14 protein-coding genes are annotated in these 16,973 nt (G+C 67.6%); 5 read left to right on the top strand and 9 right to left on the bottom strand.

All coding sequences use genetic code 11. From position 1 onward, the window contains the following. The first annotated feature begins 186 nt into the window (after positions 1–186). Positions 187–2,640 (top strand): diguanylate cyclase domain-containing protein, encoded by a 2,454-nt coding sequence (locus U5817_RS16810; protein WP_169128629.1) that lies wholly within the window; start codon positions 187–189, stop codon positions 2,638–2,640. Between the two features lie 49 nt (positions 2,641–2,689). Here the strand turns inward: U5817_RS16810 and U5817_RS16805 are convergent, their stop codons facing one another. The 3 genes from U5817_RS16805 to gstA form a co-directional block, all read right to left on the bottom strand. Next, positions 2,690–3,055, bottom strand: coding sequence for a YajD family HNH nuclease (locus U5817_RS16805; RefSeq protein ID WP_407278140.1), 366 nt, complete (start codon positions 3,053–3,055; stop codon positions 2,690–2,692). Between the two features lie 90 nt (positions 3,056–3,145). Next, complete coding sequence (locus U5817_RS16800) at positions 3,146–3,628, bottom strand: glutathione peroxidase (RefSeq protein ID WP_407278139.1); 483 nt, start codon at positions 3,626–3,628, stop codon at positions 3,146–3,148. A 249-nt stretch (positions 3,629–3,877) separates the two neighbouring features. Further along, complete coding sequence (gene gstA / locus U5817_RS16795) at positions 3,878–4,483, bottom strand: glutathione transferase GstA (RefSeq protein WP_407278138.1); 606 nt, start codon at positions 4,481–4,483, stop codon at positions 3,878–3,880. A 278-nt stretch (positions 4,484–4,761) separates the two neighbouring features. Here gstA and U5817_RS16790 point away from each other — a divergent pair, with 278 nt between their 5' ends. Together U5817_RS16790 and U5817_RS16785 are read left to right on the top strand one after the other, a co-directional pair. Next, complete coding sequence (locus U5817_RS16790) at positions 4,762–5,940, top strand: methyltransferase (RefSeq protein ID WP_407278137.1); 1,179 nt, start codon at positions 4,762–4,764, stop codon at positions 5,938–5,940. A 127-nt stretch (positions 5,941–6,067) separates the two neighbouring features. After that, positions 6,068–6,511: a hypothetical protein gene (locus U5817_RS16785; RefSeq protein WP_407278136.1), complete on the top strand. Its 444-nt coding sequence runs from the start codon at positions 6,068–6,070 to the stop codon at positions 6,509–6,511. 94 nt (positions 6,512–6,605) lie between these two features. Here the strand turns inward: U5817_RS16785 and U5817_RS16780 are convergent, their stop codons facing one another. From U5817_RS16780 to U5817_RS16760, 5 genes are all read right to left on the bottom strand, one after another. Further along, positions 6,606–6,911, bottom strand: a complete 306-nt coding sequence (locus tag U5817_RS16780) for a hypothetical protein (protein ID WP_407278135.1) — start codon at positions 6,909–6,911, stop codon at positions 6,606–6,608. Between the two features lie 368 nt (positions 6,912–7,279). Next, positions 7,280–7,927: a response regulator gene (locus tag U5817_RS16775; protein WP_407278134.1), complete on the bottom strand. Its 648-nt coding sequence runs from the start codon at positions 7,925–7,927 to the stop codon at positions 7,280–7,282. Then, complete coding sequence (locus tag U5817_RS16770) at positions 7,911–9,296, bottom strand: ATP-binding protein (RefSeq protein ID WP_407278133.1); 1,386 nt, start codon at positions 9,294–9,296, stop codon at positions 7,911–7,913. The genes U5817_RS16775 and U5817_RS16770 overlap by 17 nt, the downstream gene beginning before the upstream one ends. Then, positions 9,286–10,284, bottom strand: a complete 999-nt coding sequence (locus U5817_RS16765) for a quinoprotein relay system zinc metallohydrolase 1 (protein ID WP_407278132.1) — start codon at positions 10,282–10,284, stop codon at positions 9,286–9,288. Before U5817_RS16765 ends, U5817_RS16770 begins: the two co-directional genes overlap by 11 nt. Beyond that, entirely contained in the window at positions 10,269–11,072 is an 804-nt protein-coding gene (locus tag U5817_RS16760; RefSeq protein WP_407278131.1) for a quinoprotein dehydrogenase-associated SoxYZ-like carrier, read from the bottom strand. Before U5817_RS16760 ends, U5817_RS16765 begins: the two co-directional genes overlap by 16 nt. Positions 11,073–11,411: 339 nt before the next feature. On the opposite strand from U5817_RS16760, the gene U5817_RS16755 reads away from it, so the two are divergent. Both U5817_RS16755 and U5817_RS16750 read left to right on the top strand, forming a co-directional pair. After that, positions 11,412–13,208 carry a methanol/ethanol family PQQ-dependent dehydrogenase gene (locus U5817_RS16755; protein ID WP_407278130.1) on the top strand — a complete coding sequence of 599 codons (1,797 nt, stop codon included), beginning with the start codon at positions 11,412–11,414 and terminating at the stop codon, positions 13,206–13,208. 169 nt (positions 13,209–13,377) lie between these two features. After that, positions 13,378–14,232, top strand: a complete 855-nt coding sequence (locus U5817_RS16750; RefSeq protein ID WP_339380028.1) for a cache domain-containing protein — start codon at positions 13,378–13,380, stop codon at positions 14,230–14,232. Positions 14,233–14,327: 95 nt separating this feature from the next. Here the strand turns inward: U5817_RS16750 and U5817_RS16745 are convergent, their stop codons facing one another. Then, complete coding sequence (locus U5817_RS16745; protein ID WP_407278129.1) at positions 14,328–16,877, bottom strand: EAL domain-containing protein; 2,550 nt, start codon at positions 16,875–16,877, stop codon at positions 14,328–14,330. Positions 16,878–16,973 lie beyond the last annotated feature (96 nt).

The following is a 16,973-nucleotide window of genomic DNA, read 5'->3' as shown; positions in this document are numbered from 1 at the left end:
CCGGCTGCCGGGCCCGCAGCGTTGAGGATTTCACCGAGTGGCGGGCCGCCGAATGCTACCGTGCATTCCACGACTATAATTGCAGATCGTGTCGAGGCTGGCATATTGCATATGACATATCATCGATGTTCCGGTTTGCGGGGCTTCCGACATTTTCCGTTCGAACGGTCATCGCGAGAGCTCTGAATGAATCTGCCAGATTTCCGGTGGCGAACGCTCAACACGCGCATCACCCTCGTCACCCTCCTCATCTTTGTCGTCAGCATCTGGTCGCTGGCTCTTTATGCGAGCAGTATCCTGCGCGAGGATATGCAGCGCCTGATGGGCGAGCAGCAGTCGTCGGCGGCAACCATCATGGCTGCGTCGGTCAACGACGATCTTGCCGAACGCCTGCATGCGCTGCAGGTCGTCGCGGCAACCCTGGGCGGCACCGTCGGGCGGGACCGGTCGGCCCTGCCGGCGCTTCTCGAGCGACAGCCCGTCCTCGCGGACCTGTTCAACGGCGGCGTGGTGATCGTGGATGCCGAGGGCACGGCGGTCGCCGACATGCCGCGTGCGATGGGGCGCATCGGGCTCAATTACATGGAACGGGATCACGTCGCCGCTGCGCTCCGCGAGGGGCGTTCGACGGTCGGCCGGCCGGTCATCGGCAAGAAGCTCTCGGCACCGGTGCTCGCGATGTCTGCGCCGATTCGTGATGCACGGGGGAGGGTGGTTGGGGCGATCTTCGGCGTAACCGACCTGTCGAAACCGAATTTCATCGACAAGATTGCCGGAAACGTCTATGGCCGTACCGGAGCCTACCTGCTCGTGGCGCCGCAGTCCCGGCTGATCGTCGCAGCGTCCGACAAGAGCCGGATCCTGGAGACCTTGCCCGCCTCCGGCGTCAGCGCGGCGATAGACCGCTTCGTCGAGGGCTACGAAGGGTCGGCGGTGTTCCGGACATCGGACGGTGTGGAGGTGCTCGGCTCGGCCAGGAACATTCCGCAGGCGGGCTGGTTCGCCTGGGTCGCTTCGCCCATCGAGGAGGCCTTTGCGCCCATTCGTGCCGTGCAGCAGCGCGTGCTGGCGGGGGCGATCGTGCTCACCCTGTTTGCGGGGGGGCTCACCTGGGCGATGCTGAGGCGCCAGCTCGCGCCCATGCTCAATACCGTAAAGACGCTCGCGGCGCTCTCCGACACGAGCCACTTCCCGCATCCCCTTCCGGTGGTCCGGCGCGATGAGGTGGGGGAATTGATCGGCGGGTTCAACCGGCTGCTGGATATTCTTTCGCAGCGCGAACGAGCCGTGCACGACAGCCGCATCTTCGTTCAGGGGGTTCTCGACTCCGTGCCCAGCCAGATCGCCGTGCTGGATGGAGACGGGGTGATCATCGCCGTCAACGAACCGTGGCGGCGATTCGCGATCGAGAATGGTGTGGAGCCGGGAACGGCCGCACCGAACACGGGGGTCGGCACGAGTTACCTGTCGGTGTGCGGTGACGACGAGCGTAGTGGAGGCGACGCAAGTGACGGGATACGGGCCGTGCTCGAAGGCCGCTCGCCGGGCTTCAGCCATGAATATCCCTGTCATTCCCGGCACGAGCAACGCTGGTTCCACATGACCGTGAGTCCGCTGGAAGGCGGGCGCAAGGGGGTGGTGGTGGTGCATAGCAACATCACTGCCCGCAAGCTCGCAGACGACCGGCTGCGCCTTGCCGCAAGCGTGTTCACGCATGCCGACGAGGGCATCGTGCTCACTTCGGCAACGGGACGGATCATCGAGGTGAATGACGCGTTCTGCCGCATCACCGGTTACAGCCGCGATGAAGTGCTGGGCCGCAATCCACGCATCTTCAAGTCCGGGCGGCACGACGATGCGTTCTATGCCGAACTCTGGCGGCAGATCACCCGGGAAGGCACCTGGAAAGGCGAGATCTGGAATCGTCGCAAGAACGGCGAGATCTATCCCGAGCAGAAGACCATCAGTGCCGTGCGCGACGATGGCGGCAAGGTTCGGCATTACCTCGCGCTGGGCTCCGACATCACGGAGCGCAAGAACATGGAGGACCAGATCCGCCGCCTCGCCTTCTATGATCCCCTGACCAACCTGGCGAACCGGCGGCTGTTCCACGACCGCGCGCGGCGGGCGCTGGCGGGCAGCAAGCGCACCGGTCGTCCGGGCGCGCTGCTGTTCATCGACCTGGACAACTTCAAGCCGCTCAACGATACGTATGGGCATGACGTGGGCGACCAGCTGTTGGTGGAGGTCGCGCAGCGGCTGCGCAAGTGCGTGCGCGAGGTCGATACCGTGGCGCGTTTCGGTGGCGACGAGTTCGTCGTGATGCTGTGCGAGTTGCCGCCCGAGGGTACGGAGCCGCGCCGTCAGGCCGGGGTGGTTGCGGAGAAGATCCTGGCGCGCCTGTCCGAGCCTTACGTGCTGGGCGCCGACCCCGCTGCGCCCGACGCCGCGAAGATCGAGCATCGCTGCTCGGCAAGCATCGGCGTGACGCTGTTCACGGGGAGCGACGCGAACGAGGATGAAGTGATCAAGCGCGCGGATGCCGCGATGTATCAGGCCAAGGAGGCCGGCCGCGGCGCCGTGCGCTTCGTGGATCCGGAGGCGAGGCCGTCGCTTCAGGCAGCGAAAGCGGTCGGTTGAGCGCGGCGCGGCGCCGCCGCGCCGCCGCGCGAAAGTGCCACGGGCGGGCTCACTTCCCTTTCGCCAGTAGTGCTTTCAGATCTGCGAAGGGGTTGTGCGTCGATACCGCGCCGTTTTCCGTCTGGATCGAGCTGCCCGCCTGCGCTTCGAGCTGGCGCTGGTGTTCGTTGTCGTGGCAGTAGATGCACAGCAGTTCCCAGTTGCTGCCGTCGGGCGGGTTGTTGTCGTGATTGTGGTCGCGGTGATGCACCGTCAGCTCGCGCAGGTTGGCTACGGTGAATTCGCGCGCGCAGCGGCCGCAGATCCATGGGTAGATCTTCAGCGCGCGTTCGCGGTAGCCGTCGCTGCGCGTGTCGGCGTTGCGCCGGGCATCGGCGACGATGCGGTCGAGCTTGCCGTGGTCGAATGTCTTCATGGCTGGACGATCTGCTGGTTGTTTATGGATGTTTCGATTCAGGGGGTAGCTGCCGGTTCATCGTGAGCAAAGGTGTCAGTCCCGGCGTGCTCAGAGCAGCGCTTCGATGTCGTCGGCGATGGCTTCCGGCGGCGTCATCGGGGCGTAGCGCTCGACCTGCGTGCCGCTGCGATCGACGAGGAATTTCGTGAAGTTCCACTTGATCGCCTCGGTGCCGAGCACGCCCTTCGCATGCGCCTTCAGCCACACATAGAGCGGGTGGGTGTTGTCGCCGTTGACCTCGATCTTGGCGAACATCGGGAAGCTGACGCCGTAGTTCGTCGCGCAGAACGCGGCGATCTCGGCGGCGTCGCCCGGTTCCTGCGCACCGAACTGGTTGCACGGGAAGCCCAGCACCACCAGCCCGCGCTCGCGGTACTTCCGGTAGAGCTGTTCAAGTCCGGCGTAGTGCGGGGTGAACCCGCACTGGCTGGCGGTATTCACGATCAGCAGCACCTTGCCGGCGTATTCGCCCATCGTCGTGCTGTCGCCGGCGAGGCGTTCGACGGTGATGTCATTGAGGCGCGTATCCATGGCTTGTCCCTCCTTGTTGCCCCTTAAACCAAATACAACATAGCAGCTTGGGTCAGCGCAGATGCTCCCTCCCCTTCAAGGGGAGGGCTGGGGTGGGGATGGGTTATGCACACGCGACAGAAACCCATCCCCCTCCTGACCGGTAGTCTCGGCTGCGCCTCGCCGAAACCCCTGTTCCGCCCCCCTTGAAGGGGGAGGAACCTGATGCCCGAGCCGATCTCGTCTATTTGTATGCCACTCTAATTGCCGTCACAGCAGCCCTTCGGCCTTCATCGCCGCGACGACCGCGGGGCGGGCGGCGACGCGGGCCTGGTAGGCGGCGAGCGAGGGCCATTGCGACAGGTCGAGCTCGATGTATTTCGCCCAGCTCATCACCGTGAACAGGTAGGCATCGGCCACGCTGAAGTCGGCTCCCATCAGGTAGTCCCTGCCGGCGAGCTGGTCGGCCACGTGGCCGAAGCGGCGCTCCAGGATCGCGCGGCACATCGACTTCCACTCGGCGGGCGTCGCCGGGTTGAAGAAGGGGCTGAAGTTCTTGTGGATCTCCGTGCCGATGAAGGTGAGCCAGCCCTGCAGCGTGTAGCGCTCCATGCTGCCGTTGGCCGGGGCGAGCTTCCTGGCCGGCACCTGGTCTGCGAGGTACTGGACGATCGCGGGGACTTCGGTGATCACGTCGCCGTTGTCGAGCTGCAGTGCGGGGACGTACCCCTTGGGATTGATCTTCCAGTAGTCCTGCCCCGATGCGGTGACCTTCTTCTGCAGGTCGACGGTTTCCGTCTCGTACTGCAGGCCCGCTTCCTCGAGGACGATATGGGAAGACAGCGAGCATGCACCGGGTTTCAAGAACAGCTTCATTGATGGGCTCCTTCGTGGGGTGGAGGGATGCGAGAGAATCCGTGCCGCGCGATGCGTGCGCGACGACGCGACATCTGGCGATCACGATGTCCGCGAACGCCCGCCGCAGGCGGCGCAGGCGTGTGGCAATGACTTCCGGATTGCGTTCCGGGTTCCCCGGAGCCTACTCGCCGGCCGCGCAGGTGGCAATCGGATGAGGCGCAGACCGCGCAGGCATGGCCGCGAGGCGCGGGAGTTTGCGATACTCGCGTCTCCGCAATCACGTCCCGCCGTAGCACATGAACCATCGCGAGCGCCTTCTCGAGCTGCAATCGGAGCTGCATGCACACGAGGCGTTCTGGCGCCCCTCGCCGTTCCAGGTGCGGCGGCCTGCCTGGTGCGAGGCACACCCGGCGCTCGCCGATGCGGTGCTCGGGCTCGACGAGGCGACGCTCGACCGTTTCATTGTCGATCCCGACGCGGTGCGCGCGTGGCTCGCGCCGCGCCTGTCCGTGGCCGAAAGACTGGAGGCGCTGTGCGCCGTGCGCGAGGTTGCCCCGCGCGGCCTGCCGCCCCGCGACCCGCGCGCCGACCTGTTCATCCCCGGCCGCAAGCTTGCGCAGATCGAGGCCTTCGCCGCACACGGGCCGGCCGCCGCTGCGCCGGTGCTGGAGTGGTGCGCGGGCAAGGGGCACCTCGGACGCCGGCTGGCGCTCCTCGACCGGGTGCCGGTGCGCCTGCTGGAGATCGATGCCGCACTGTGCCACGCCGCCGAGCGGCTGGCCGAAGGAAGCGGGGTGGAACAGCGCGTGACCTGCGGCGACGCGCTGGACGAGGGCGCCCGCCGCCATGTGCGCGGCCATGCTGTCGTCGCGCTGCATGCCTGCGGCGAGCTGCATCGCACGCTGGTCCGCCATGCCGCCCACGATCATGCGCATAGCTACCGCATTGCGCCGTGCTGCTATCACCTCGGAGCGGCGGACGGCTACCGGCCCCTGAGCCGCGAGGCGACGCTTGCGCTCGATGAGCGTGCGCTGCGGCTGGCGGTCACGGAGACGGTCACCGCACCGCGCAACGTGCGTCGGCGTCTGGCGCGCGACCAGGCGTGGAAGCTGGGCTTCGTCGCGCTGCGCAACGAGCTCGAGGGCGAGGCCGTGCGCAGCTTCAAGCCGGTGCCCGCGTCGTGGCTGTCGCTCGATTTCGCCGACTACTGCCGCGCGCTGGCCGTGCGCGAAGGCGTGCGCCTGCCGGCGACGGTGGATTGGGATCACTGGCTCGCCGTCGGCGAGCGGCGCCGCGACGAGGTCCGCCGCCTCGAGGTGGTCCGGCATGCCTTCCGCCGCGCACTCGAAGTCTGGCTGGTGATGGACCTTGCGCTCGGGCTGGAGGCGGCCGGGTTCCACGTGCAGGCGGGCACCTTCTGCGAGCGCGCGCTCACGCCGCGGAACCTGCTGCTGCTGGCGCGGCGCACGGCGTGACGATTGGAAACGTGCGATCGGTTCGGGCAGGAGGATAATATCCGGTCGTAATGATCCGGCTTGCCGGCGGGCTGCAGCGATGCGGGCGCCCGGCGATCGGCGGTGTCATCCGTTCGGGAGAATGCACATGTACAAGAAGCTCGTGCTTGCATCGCTCGCGGCTCTCGTGCTGAGCGCGTGCGTCGTCGCGCCACCGCGCAGCGCGGTGGTCGTGGCGCCGGCACTGCCGGCGATCGTCGAGTTCGACGTGGAGCCGTATTACTATCACCGCGGCTATTACTACTACTACGAGAATTCCCGCTGGCGCTACGCCAGCTCGCGCTCGGGCCCGTGGGTGGAGCTGCCCCGCAGCCACTACCCGCGGGAAATCCGCTTCAAGGCGCGCCGGGAAGAGTGGCGCGGCGACCGCTACGAGCGCTTCGAGCGCGATGATCGGCGCCGGGATCGCGACGAGCGCCGCTGGGAACGAGAGCAGGAGCGCCGCCGCGATCGCGACGACGATCGCCGGCGCGACCGCCGGGGTGACGACGGCGATCGCCCCTGGTGGGATCGCAACGACGATAGGAATTGAGCGTCGGGGCCGGTCGGGCGTCGCCTGATCCGTCCTCATCTTCGCTGTCCGGGCCTTGTCGACCCGTTTCAGGCCGGAAGTCCGGATACCCGTTCTACCAGATGTTGCGCGGGCTCCAGCAGCGGCGCCGGCGGGCTGAGTCATTGGCCGCGGTGTCCGCACCGCGCAGACGCCGGAACAGTTCGGTGGTGACCTGCTCGACCTGTGCAGCCGTCAGGACGTCGGTGTCGAAGAGGATGGCCCCCAGCAGACGGTGGCCCTGGCCGCTCAGTTCCTCGCGGACCTGGCGGGCCAGTGCGTCGGTGAGTTGCGATTCGGTGATGAAGCCGAGCTCGATGGCGATCTGGCCGAACCGGGGGCAGTACTTCCGGGATAAATCCTTGCGCAGTGAGCTGAACATGGTCCTGGGCTGGCAGCAAAGTCACTCTTGCGGTCCGGCGTGGCGGCGGTGGAATGCCCCGCGATACGACGGGAAGGTGCCAGCATACTACAACGTCGGCATTGCGACTGGATGACGAAGCGCTAACGCGTGGCCGTCGCGCGAACCCGCGTAGGGCGGGTGGAGCGAAGCAGATCCCGCCAATCCGATGTCCGAAGGCACCCTGCCGCCGCACGGCGGGATCCGCCTCCGGCTCCTCCCGCCCTACCTCCCACCGCGATTGACCCGGATAACAGTATCTACGGAATCCTGCCTTCACGAACAATCCGGCAACTCAGGTGACGACAAGCGCATTCGCTCGCGAGCCTGACGTCGTCTTGCGCGCCCGCTCAGGCTTCGATCAGGCCGGAGCGCACGGCGATCAGGGCGAGTTCGGCAGCATTCGCCGCGTTGAGCTTCTGCTTGATGTGGTAGAGGTGGGTGCCGACGGTGCTGGGGCTGAGCTTGTGCGTATCGGCGACCTGGGTCACGGAATTGCCTTTCGCGAGTTCGAGGAAGACGGCGAATTCCTTGTCGGTGAGCGCGTCGGCGGGGTCGTTGCTGCCGCCGAACTGTGCGAGGGCGAGCTGCGGCGCGAGTTCGGGGTCGACGTAGCGCTGGCCGCGCGCGACCTGGGCGACGGCGCGCACCAGTTCCTGCGGCTGCGCGCGTTTGGAGAGGTAACCGGTGGCCCCGGAGCGCAGCGCGCGCATCGGGATCTGCGAGTCCTCGTGCGCCGAGAGCATTAGCACGCGGGCGCCGGGGTGGCGCGCGCGCAGGCGGTCGAGGGCGCACAGGCCGCCCAGCCCCGGCATTGTCACGTCCATCACGAGGGCGTCGGGCTGGTGTTCGCCGAATGCGGCGATCGCGGCCTCGCCGCTGTCGGCCTCGGCGACGATGGTGGCGCCGGCGCCTTCGAGCAGCATGCGGAAGCCCATGCGGACGATGGCGTGGTCGTCGGCGAGGACGAGGCGGAGGTTCTCAAGACTGTTGGCCATGGGGGCTTTCCTCGGTGCGAATCTCGGGGGGGTTGGAGTGCGGCAGGCGGGCGCTGACGCGCAGTCCGCCGCCGGGGGCGGTGTCGAATTCGAGTTCGCCGCGCAGCTCGGCGACGCGCTCGCGCATGCCGGTGAGGCCGTAGCGGCCCGGGCGCGGGTCGGAAGGCAGGCCGCGGCCGTTGTCGCAGACTTCGAGCGCGACGGCGCCGGGCTGGAAGTCGAGTCGCACTTCGACCCGCGTGGCGCCCGAGTGGCGTGCGACGTTGGTGAGGCTTTCCTGCAGCAGGCGCAGCACGGTGAGGCCCAGTGCCTCGCTGGTGGGCGCACTGGCGGGGGCGGCGCGGCAGTCGACGCGGATGTCGGGGTGGTGGCCGGACCACAGGCGGCAATAGTCCGCGACGGCGCGGTCGAGCTCGCCGGCGCCGGTGCTTGCGGGACGCAGGCGTTGCAGGATCGCGCGCACGCCGTCCTGCATCTGGCCCGTCATCGCGAGGATGGCCTGGGCGCTGCCGTGAAGCTGAGGATGGTTGTCGCTGCGCTGCAGGATGGCGCCGGAGATCGCGCGCACCGCCGTGATCGCCTGGCCGAGCTCGTCGTGCAGCTCGCGCGCGATCAAGCGGCGCTCCTCTTCGAGGCGGGCCTGAACGGCACGGGCGAAGGCCTGGTCTTCCTCCAGGCGCAGGTTGTGCGCGCGGGTGTCGTCGAGCGTGTCGGCGAGGCGGTTGTAGCTGGCGGCCAGCCGGTCGAGCTCGGCGACGCGGTAGCCGGGCAGGCGTACATCGAAGCGGCCGTCGGCGCCGCGTGCGAGGGCGGCGTCGATCTGTGCCAGCGGCGCGAGCGCGCGGTGCAGCGCGAGGCGGGCGGCTAGTGCGAGCACCAGCAGCAGCGCGAGGGCGGTGCCGAGACCGGCGGCGAGATCGTCCCAGGCGTCGAGCACGGCGCGCGAGGCGTCCGGGCGCAGCACGATCTGGCGGTCGCCGGCGTCGAAGTGGCGCACGGGCAGCGCAGGTGTCATGCGCTCGGCGAACCAGTCGGGGGCGAAGCGGCCGGGCTTGTAGGTCGATTCGGGCGACACGTAAATGCGGGCGCCGTCGGGGGCGTGCACTTCGAGCTGGTTGGCGCGCAGCCGCCCGACCGCACGCAGGTGCGCCATCAGGCGCTCGGGGCCGTCGGCGCGGTCGCGCAGGGTCTCGGACACGAGCACCGCGACCCATTGCTGCGCGACGTGGCTGGCGGCGAGCACTTCTTCGTGGATCGACTTGCGCGTCTCACGCACCCACCAGCCGGTGCCGGCGAGCAGCACGAGCGCGAGGACCGCGGCCAGCACGAGGCCGACACGGGTGCCGAGGGTGGTCGATCTAGCGCGCACGGGCTTTCTCCAGCACGGCCTGTTCCTCGGCCGGATACAGATGCACGACCGAGCGGCGGTATTCGCGCTCCACCTCGGCGAGGCCGTGGAAACGCTGCGGGATGGGGCGGGCGAGCATCTCGGTCATGTCGAGGCCGGACTCGGCGCCGTCGCGCATCGTGGCCGCGAGCCATTCGAGGTAGCTGCGCGTCTGGCGGATCGGTGCGTCGTCGCCCGCAGGGTCGCCGTGGCCGGGTACCCACCGTTTCACCGGAATCGTTTCGAGGCGGTCGAGGGCGGCGAGCCAGTGTGCGAGGTTCGCATGGGGCGTCGTCGCGGCGCGGTCGTGGAAGAGCAGGTCGCCCGCGAACACGGTGCCGGTTGCGTGGTCGATCACGACGAGATCTGCCGGAGTGTGGCCGTCGAGCGCGACGATCTCGATGTCGCGTCCGCCAACGCTGCGCCGGCCCGGCGCGAGCGTCTGGGCGGGCGTCACGCGCTCGGTGCCCTTCATCCAGTCGCCCGACATGCGGTAGAGGTTCTCGTTGAAGGCTTCGCCGTCCTTCTGGATGCCGCGCAGCGTCTCGGGCAGCGCCGCGAGCGTGGCGGCGGGGAAGGCCTGGTTGCCGAGGAAGTGGTCCGGGTGGTGATGGGTATTGATCGTCAACACCACCGGCAGCGCCGTCACGCGCCGGATCGCCGCGAGCATCTGCTCGCCGTAGCGGCGCGAGGGGCCGGTGTCGATGACTATGACGCCGTCCGTGCCGACGAGGAAGCCGGTATTGACGATGTTGCCGCCGTTGGCCGGGGTGAAGTCCTCGCGCAGGCCGACGAAGACGTGCACGCCGGGCGCGATTTCGCGCGGATCGAGGCGGTAGTCGAAGTGCGCCGCGTCGGGAACCGCGGGAACGGCAGGGGGGGCGGCGGTCGAGGTCGGTGCGGGCGTCAGCGCTAGGCCGACGAGCAGCAGTGCGCGCGGCAGGGCGGGCGGCCTCATTGTGTCACCCATGCGTCGATGCGGTTGCCGTTGTTGTCGCGGCCTTGCGCACGGATGCGCTTGCCGGCGGCGGCCCCGCCGGGCATGTCGATCGTGAATAGCGGGTTCTCCGATACGGGTTCGTAGGCGCGGATGTGCATCAGCTCGGCGCCCGATTCGTCGGAGAGGGTCAGCTCCTCGATGTGGAATACCGGGATGCCGGGCGCAAGGCCGGTATCCATCGGGTGGATCACGCGCATGCGCAGGCGTTCGCCGCCGTCGATGCGCGGGAAGATGCGGCCGCTGACCTCGTTCAGTCGCTCCTGCCACTCGGGCGAGCCCGAGCCGGTCGAGGGGGCGGTGCAGCCGCCGCCGGTCGCCGTGATCCACGTGCCGCCGACGTGCCATACGCCGTCGGCAGTGCGGGCGGCGGCGCGCACCGGCGAGGATTGCTGCAGCTTGAGGCGGAAGCCGAGGGCAGGGCGCGCCTTCTTCGGCTCGAAGCGCAGCACCGCGAGGATGGGATTGAAGTCGGCGAACACGAGCACCTCCTCCACGCCGGGCAGCGCGCTCGCATCGACGGAAACCGGGACGTTGAGCGAGTCCTCGGCGATCGCAGGGGTGGCGACCTTCACGCGTGCATCGAACACCACGCGCTTGTTCGGGAAGAAGGTCTTCACCATGTCGCCCCAGCGCGCGGAGTCGAGCGGGTCCGCCGCGACCGCCTCATCGGCCGTGGCAACGGCCGGGGGGGCGGCCGGCGCCTCCGTCAAGGGGTACAGCCAAAACATCGCCAGCACGATCAGGGTCGAACTGCGCATCGGTCTCCTCCGCGGGGGCGGTCGATGCCGCCCTCCTTGTTTGTGCAACGATATCAGCAAGGGATGTGCCACGCGGCGGAGCAGCGCATCTGTGCAGGATGTCGACCGTAGTTGCTCCAAAATGGAACAGGTGCTGTCAATCAGAGCAATGAAAATCGCTAGCTGTTCCGATTGCGCCTTGAAAAAACCGTTCCTTGGGCCATGTTTCAGGAACCGGAGCGGATTTTCGCGGGGCGCGGCACGGTGGCACGCCCTTTGCGAATCCTGTAGCCGAATCCGGTCGCCCGGTCAGGGAGGCGGTTTCCAACAATACGACGAGATTCGAAAAGGAGGATTCAAATGGAGCAGATCCGGAAACGTGCAGGCTGGTCGGTCGCGGTATCCGCCCTCGCGCTGTCCCTGGCAAGCATGGGGAGCGTGCAGGCCAAGGAGGTGACCGACGCCGACATCCTCGCGGACGGCACCGGCAACACCACGCAGATCGTGACCTACGGCCTCGGCACCAAGGGGCAGCGTTTCAGCCCGTTGGCCAAGGTCAACCCGCAGACGGTGAAGAACCTCGTGCCGGTGTGGTCGTTCTCCTTCGGGGGCGAGAAGCAGCGCGGGCAGCAGTCGCAGCCGATCATCTTCGACGGCAAGATGTACGTGACCGCCTCCTACAGCCGCATCTTCGCGCTCGACGTGAAGACCGGCGAGAAGCTGTGGAAATACGAGCACCGCCTGCCCGACGGCATCATGCCGTGCTGTGACGTGATCAACCGCGGTGCCGCCATCTACGGCAACCTGGTGATCTTCGGCACGCTCGACGCGCAACTCGTCGCGCTGGACAAGGACACCGGCAAGGTCGTGTGGAAGGAGAAGATCGAAGACTACAAGGCGGGCTATTCCTTCACCGCCGCGCCCCAGATCGTCAAGGGCATGGTCATCACCGGCAACTCCGGCGGCGAGTTCGGCATCGTCGGGCGCGTGGATGCGCGCGACGCCAAGACCGGCAAGCTGGTGTGGACGCGCCCGGTCGTCGAAGGCCACATGGGCTTCAAGTACGACAAGGAAGGCAAGCAGGTCGAGAACGGCATCAGCGGCACGACCAACGCCACCTGGCCGGGCGACCTGTGGAAGACCGGCGGCGCGGCACCCTGGCTGTCGGCCTACTACGATCCGGACGTGAACCTGATCTTCATCGGCACCGGCAACCCCGCGCCGTGGAACAGCTGGCTGCGCCCGGGCGACAACCTGTACTCGTCCTCCACCGTCGCGATCGACCCCGACACCGGCAAGATCGTGTGGCACTACCAGACCACGCCGCACGACGGCTGGGACTTCGACGGCGTGAACGAATTCGTGTCCTTCGAGTACAAGGATCCGAAGTCCGGCAAGATGGTGAAGGCCGGCGGCAAGGCAGACCGCAACGGCTTCTTCTTCGTCAATGACCGCACCAACGGCAAGCTGCTCAACGCCTTCCCGTTCGTCAATCGCATCGACTGGGCCAAGGGCATCGACCTGAACACCGGTCGCCCGATCTACGATGACGCCAAGCGCCCGGGCAACCCCTTCACCGAAGGCGGCGGCGACGGCAAGAAGGGCGAGGTGGTGTTCAACGCACCGTCCTTCCTCGGCGGCAAGAACCAGATGCCGATGGCGTACAGCCCGAAGACCGGCTACTTCTACGTGCCGGCCAACGAGTGGGGCATGGACATCTGGAACGAGCCGGTGTCGTACAAGCGCGGCGCGGCCTACCTGGGTGCGGGCTTCACGATCAAGGCGCTCAACGAGGACTACATCGGCGCGCTGCGCGCGGTCGATCCGGTCAGCGGCAAGATCGTGTGGGAGGTGAAGAACAACGCTCCGCTGTGGGGCGGCGTGCTCACCACCGGCGGCAACCTGGTGTTCTACGGCACCCCCGAGGGCTACCTGAAGGCGGTCGACGCGACCAACGGCAAGGAGCTGTGGAAGTTCCAGACCGGTTCCGGGATCATCGCGCCCCCGATCACCTGGGAAGACGGCGGCGAGCAGTACGTCGCGGTCGTTTCGGGTTGGGGCGGTGCGGTGCCGCTGTGGGGCGGCGACGTCGCCAAGCGCGTGAACTTCCTCGAGCAGGGTGGTTCCGTGTGGGTGTTCAAGCTGCACAAGTCGTAAGCGCATCGCGGGACGGCGTCGTGCCGTCCCGCGCGCAGCCCCCCGGTTCGCCGGGGTGGCCGGCTGAGCCTGCCTGGGCCTGCCCGCTGGCGCCCGGGCGGGTTCAGCCGACCATCTCGCCAACGGTTCAAATTCCGCTTTTCCGCATATCGCCCGAAAGGATCTGCACGTGAAAAAACTCCCCCTGAAGTCGTTCGCCGCCGCGACCCTGCTTGCCCTTGCCGCGCAGTCCGCCACGGCGGTCGATCGCAGCACTCCGCGCGAAGCCCGCACGCTGTTCGAGCAGGCGGTCAAATACATGGAAGCGAACGGCCCGGAGCGCGCCTTCGCCGCCTTCAACGACCGCAGCGGCCAGTTCGTGCGCAAGGATCTGTACGTGTTCGTGATCGACGACAAGGGCGTGTACCAGGCGAGCGGCGCGGCGCCGGAGGCGCTCGTCGGCCTCACCGTGCTGAACACCACCGACGCGGCGGGCAACCCGCTGTTCCGCGAGATGATCGACAGCACGCGCGTGACGCCCGAGGCGACGGTGCGCTACATGTGGCTCAACCGCGTGACCAACAAGGTCGAGCCCAAGGTGAGCTACGTGCGCAAGATCGGCGGCTACGTGCTGGGCGTCGGCTACTCGGCTCCGCGTGCGAGCGCCGACGACGCCCGCGCGATGCTAGATCGTGCCGTCTCGCTTGCCCGCGCCGACGGCCATGCGAAGGCCGCTGCCGCCTTCAACGACCGCCGTGGCGCCTTCGTCAAGGATGACCTCTACGTGTTCATGGTGAACATCGACAACGGCAAGTTCGAGGCGATGGGCATGAATCCCGCGCTGTCGGATACCGACGCGCGCGGCCTGGCGGATGCCGAGGGACACAAGATCGTCGCCGAGATGATCGAGAAGCTGAAGTCCGCCGACGAAGCCACCGTCGATTACGTGTGGCGCAATCCGGTCACCAACCGCGTCGAGAAGAAGCGCTCCTACGTGCGGCGCGAGGGCGGCTCGCTGATTGGCGTCGGGCACTACATGGAGTAAGCACCCGGCGGCACACCGGGCGCCAGCACTCCGGGCGCCCGTGGCGGGCGAGCCACGCAGGCAGGGCAAGCTTCCGGGGAGAAGCTTGCCCTGTCTCAATTGGCCGCGTAGCCCGGCGGGTGCAGGGCCCTCCGGGCGCCTCCCGGGCCGCGCTCCAGTTGGTGCCACGCCGCGGCGGCCGGGGCATCGAGCAGTCCCGCCAGCTCATCCGCCGCCATCGGGCGGCCGAACAGGTAGCCCTGGGCCTCATGGCAGCCGTGGCGGCGCAGCAGCGCCGCCTGCTCGACGGTTTCCACGCCCTCGGCGATCACCCGGTGATTGAGCGAGCGGGCGATCTGGATGACCGCGCGCGCGATCGCCCTGTCTTCCGCGTTGCTGCATACGTCGGTCACGAAGGAGCGGTCGATCTTCAGCTTGTTCAGCGGGAAGCGCTTGAGATAGGCCAGGCTCGAGTAGCCGGTGCCGAAATCGTCGATCGCGAGGCCGTAGCCGGCGCGTTTCAGCGCGTCGAGCACTTCGCGCGCCGCGTTCACGTCTTCCATGAGGGTCGATTCGGTGAGCTCGAGCTCGATCATGCCGGGCGCCACGCCGGTATCGCGCTGTACGGCAGCGAGCGTCGCGATGAGGTCCGAGCGGTAGATCTGTATCCCCGACACGTTGATGCTCACCTGCATGGGCAGCCCCGCATCGCGCCAGCACCGCGCCTGGCGGAAGGCCTCGTGGATCACGTACTCGCCGATGGGCAGGATCAGGCCGCTTTCCTCGGCGACCGGGATGAAGCGGGCCGGGCTCACCGGCTCGCCGTCGCGCGGCGTCCAGCGCAGCAGGGCCTCGGCGCCGAATACGCGCCCGGTGCGCAGATTGACCTGCGGCTGATAGACGAGGCCGAGTTCGTCGCGCCCCAGCGCCTGCCGCAGGCGGCCGTGCAGGACCAGGCGTTCGGCCGCCTTGGCGTTCATCTTCTCGTCGAAGTAGCTGAAGGTGCCGCGTCCGCATTCCTTCGAGTGATACATCGCCGTGTCGGCCTTCTGCAGCAGGGTGTCGAAATCCCGCCCGTCGCCGGGAAAGACCGCCACCCCGATCGAACCGCCGATGCTCAGCACCTGGCCCTCGATCTCGACCGGCGCCTCCATGCAGGCCTCGATCTTGCGGGCGACGCTCACGACGTCCTCGGGGCTGGGAACGTGTTCCAGCAGGATCACGAACTCGTCGCCCCCTAGGCGGCTGATCATGTCGCTGCCGTACAGGGCATGGCGCAGGCGGTCGGCCACGGCGATCAGCAGCGCATCGCCCACCGGATGGCCGAGCGAGTCGTTCACGCGCTTGAAATGGTCGAGGTCGAGGAACAGCAGGGCGAGGTGGTGACCGGTGTGCAGGGCATGCTCGGCGGCCTGGGCGAAGCGCTCGCGCAGCAGGCTGCGGTTGGGCAGCCCCGTGAGCGCGTCGTGGCGCGCGAGGAAGCGCACGCGCTCCTCCGCCTGTCGGCGCCGCGTCACGTCCGAGAAGGCCCCGACGAAGTGCGCAACGCGCCCGGCGTCGTCGCGCACGACGGAGATCGACAGGCGTTTGGGATAGATTTCGCCGTTCTTGCGGCGGTCCCAGATCTCGCCCTCCCAGCGGTTCTCCGCCAGCAGGATCTCCCACATCCGGCGATAGAATTCGCCGTCGTGGCGCCCGGACTTGAGCAGGGCGGGCGTGCGGCCGATCACCTCCGCCGCGGCGTAGCCGGTGATGCGCGTGAAAGCCGAGTTCACGCTGATGATGCGGTTCTCCGCATCGCACATCATCAGCGCCTCGCTGCTGTTCTCGAACACCGTGCCCGCCAGTTCGAGCTGGCGCTGCTGTCGCTTGTGCGCGTCGATGTCCGAATACACCCAGATCGAACCGCCGTGGGGGCGCTGGGGGTCGAGCGGGCGGCCGATGCGGTAGCACCACATCTGCTGCCCGTCGCGCCGCTGCAGCAGCACCTCGTCCTCGCTGAAACCCTGTGCTTCGAGCCGGTGATAGAGGCGGATGCCGTTCTCGCGCCAGTCGCGGTTCGACGGGTAGAGCATCGCGGTCTTCTGGCCGACCAGGTCCTGCGGTCCCGCATAGCCGAAGAGCTCCGCCATGCGCGGATTGCAGCGCAGGATCACGCGATCCTGGATATAGGCGATGCCGACGTGCGCGTTGTCGAAGATCACGCGCTGCTCGTCCAGCAGCTCCTGCAGGCGGCGCTCCGCCTCCTTGCGCTCGGTGATGTCCTGCAGGGTCTCGATCGCCCCGATCACGCAGCCGCGCTCGTTGCGGATCGGCGCCGCGGTGAAATGCAGCCACATCCCGCCCTCGCCGAGGTGGGGGAAGAAGTCCTCCGCCTCGTAGCTGCCGGGGATGCTCTTCGACGGCCGATATTTGCCCGCGTAGTACGACGGGATGAGCATCTCGATGCATCCCGAGGCGACCAGGTCGGCCATGACGGGACGGCGCTCGGCGTAGAAGGGGCGCCACTGCTCCGTCGTGCCGACGATCTCTTCCGCGGATACGCCCAGCATCAGCTCGCACGCATGGTTCCAGTAGCGGACGCGGTGCTCGCCGTCTATGACGAAGGTTGCCACCGGCGAACCGTTGACCAGTTCGCCGACTCTTGTCTCCAGAATTTGAACCATCTCGGATCGGGGTAAGTCAGTTGTTTTATAGGAATTATTTATGGGGTTATATAACGAACAGCTTACTGGCAACTTGCAGTCCGAGGCCAGCAAGTT

This window comes from Aromatoleum evansii (assembly GCF_045689615.1).
Classification (GTDB): Bacteria; Pseudomonadota; Gammaproteobacteria; order Burkholderiales; family Rhodocyclaceae; genus Aromatoleum; species Aromatoleum evansii.
Note: the sequence above shows the minus strand (reverse complement) of the source record. Positions and strands in the feature narration are given on the sequence as shown.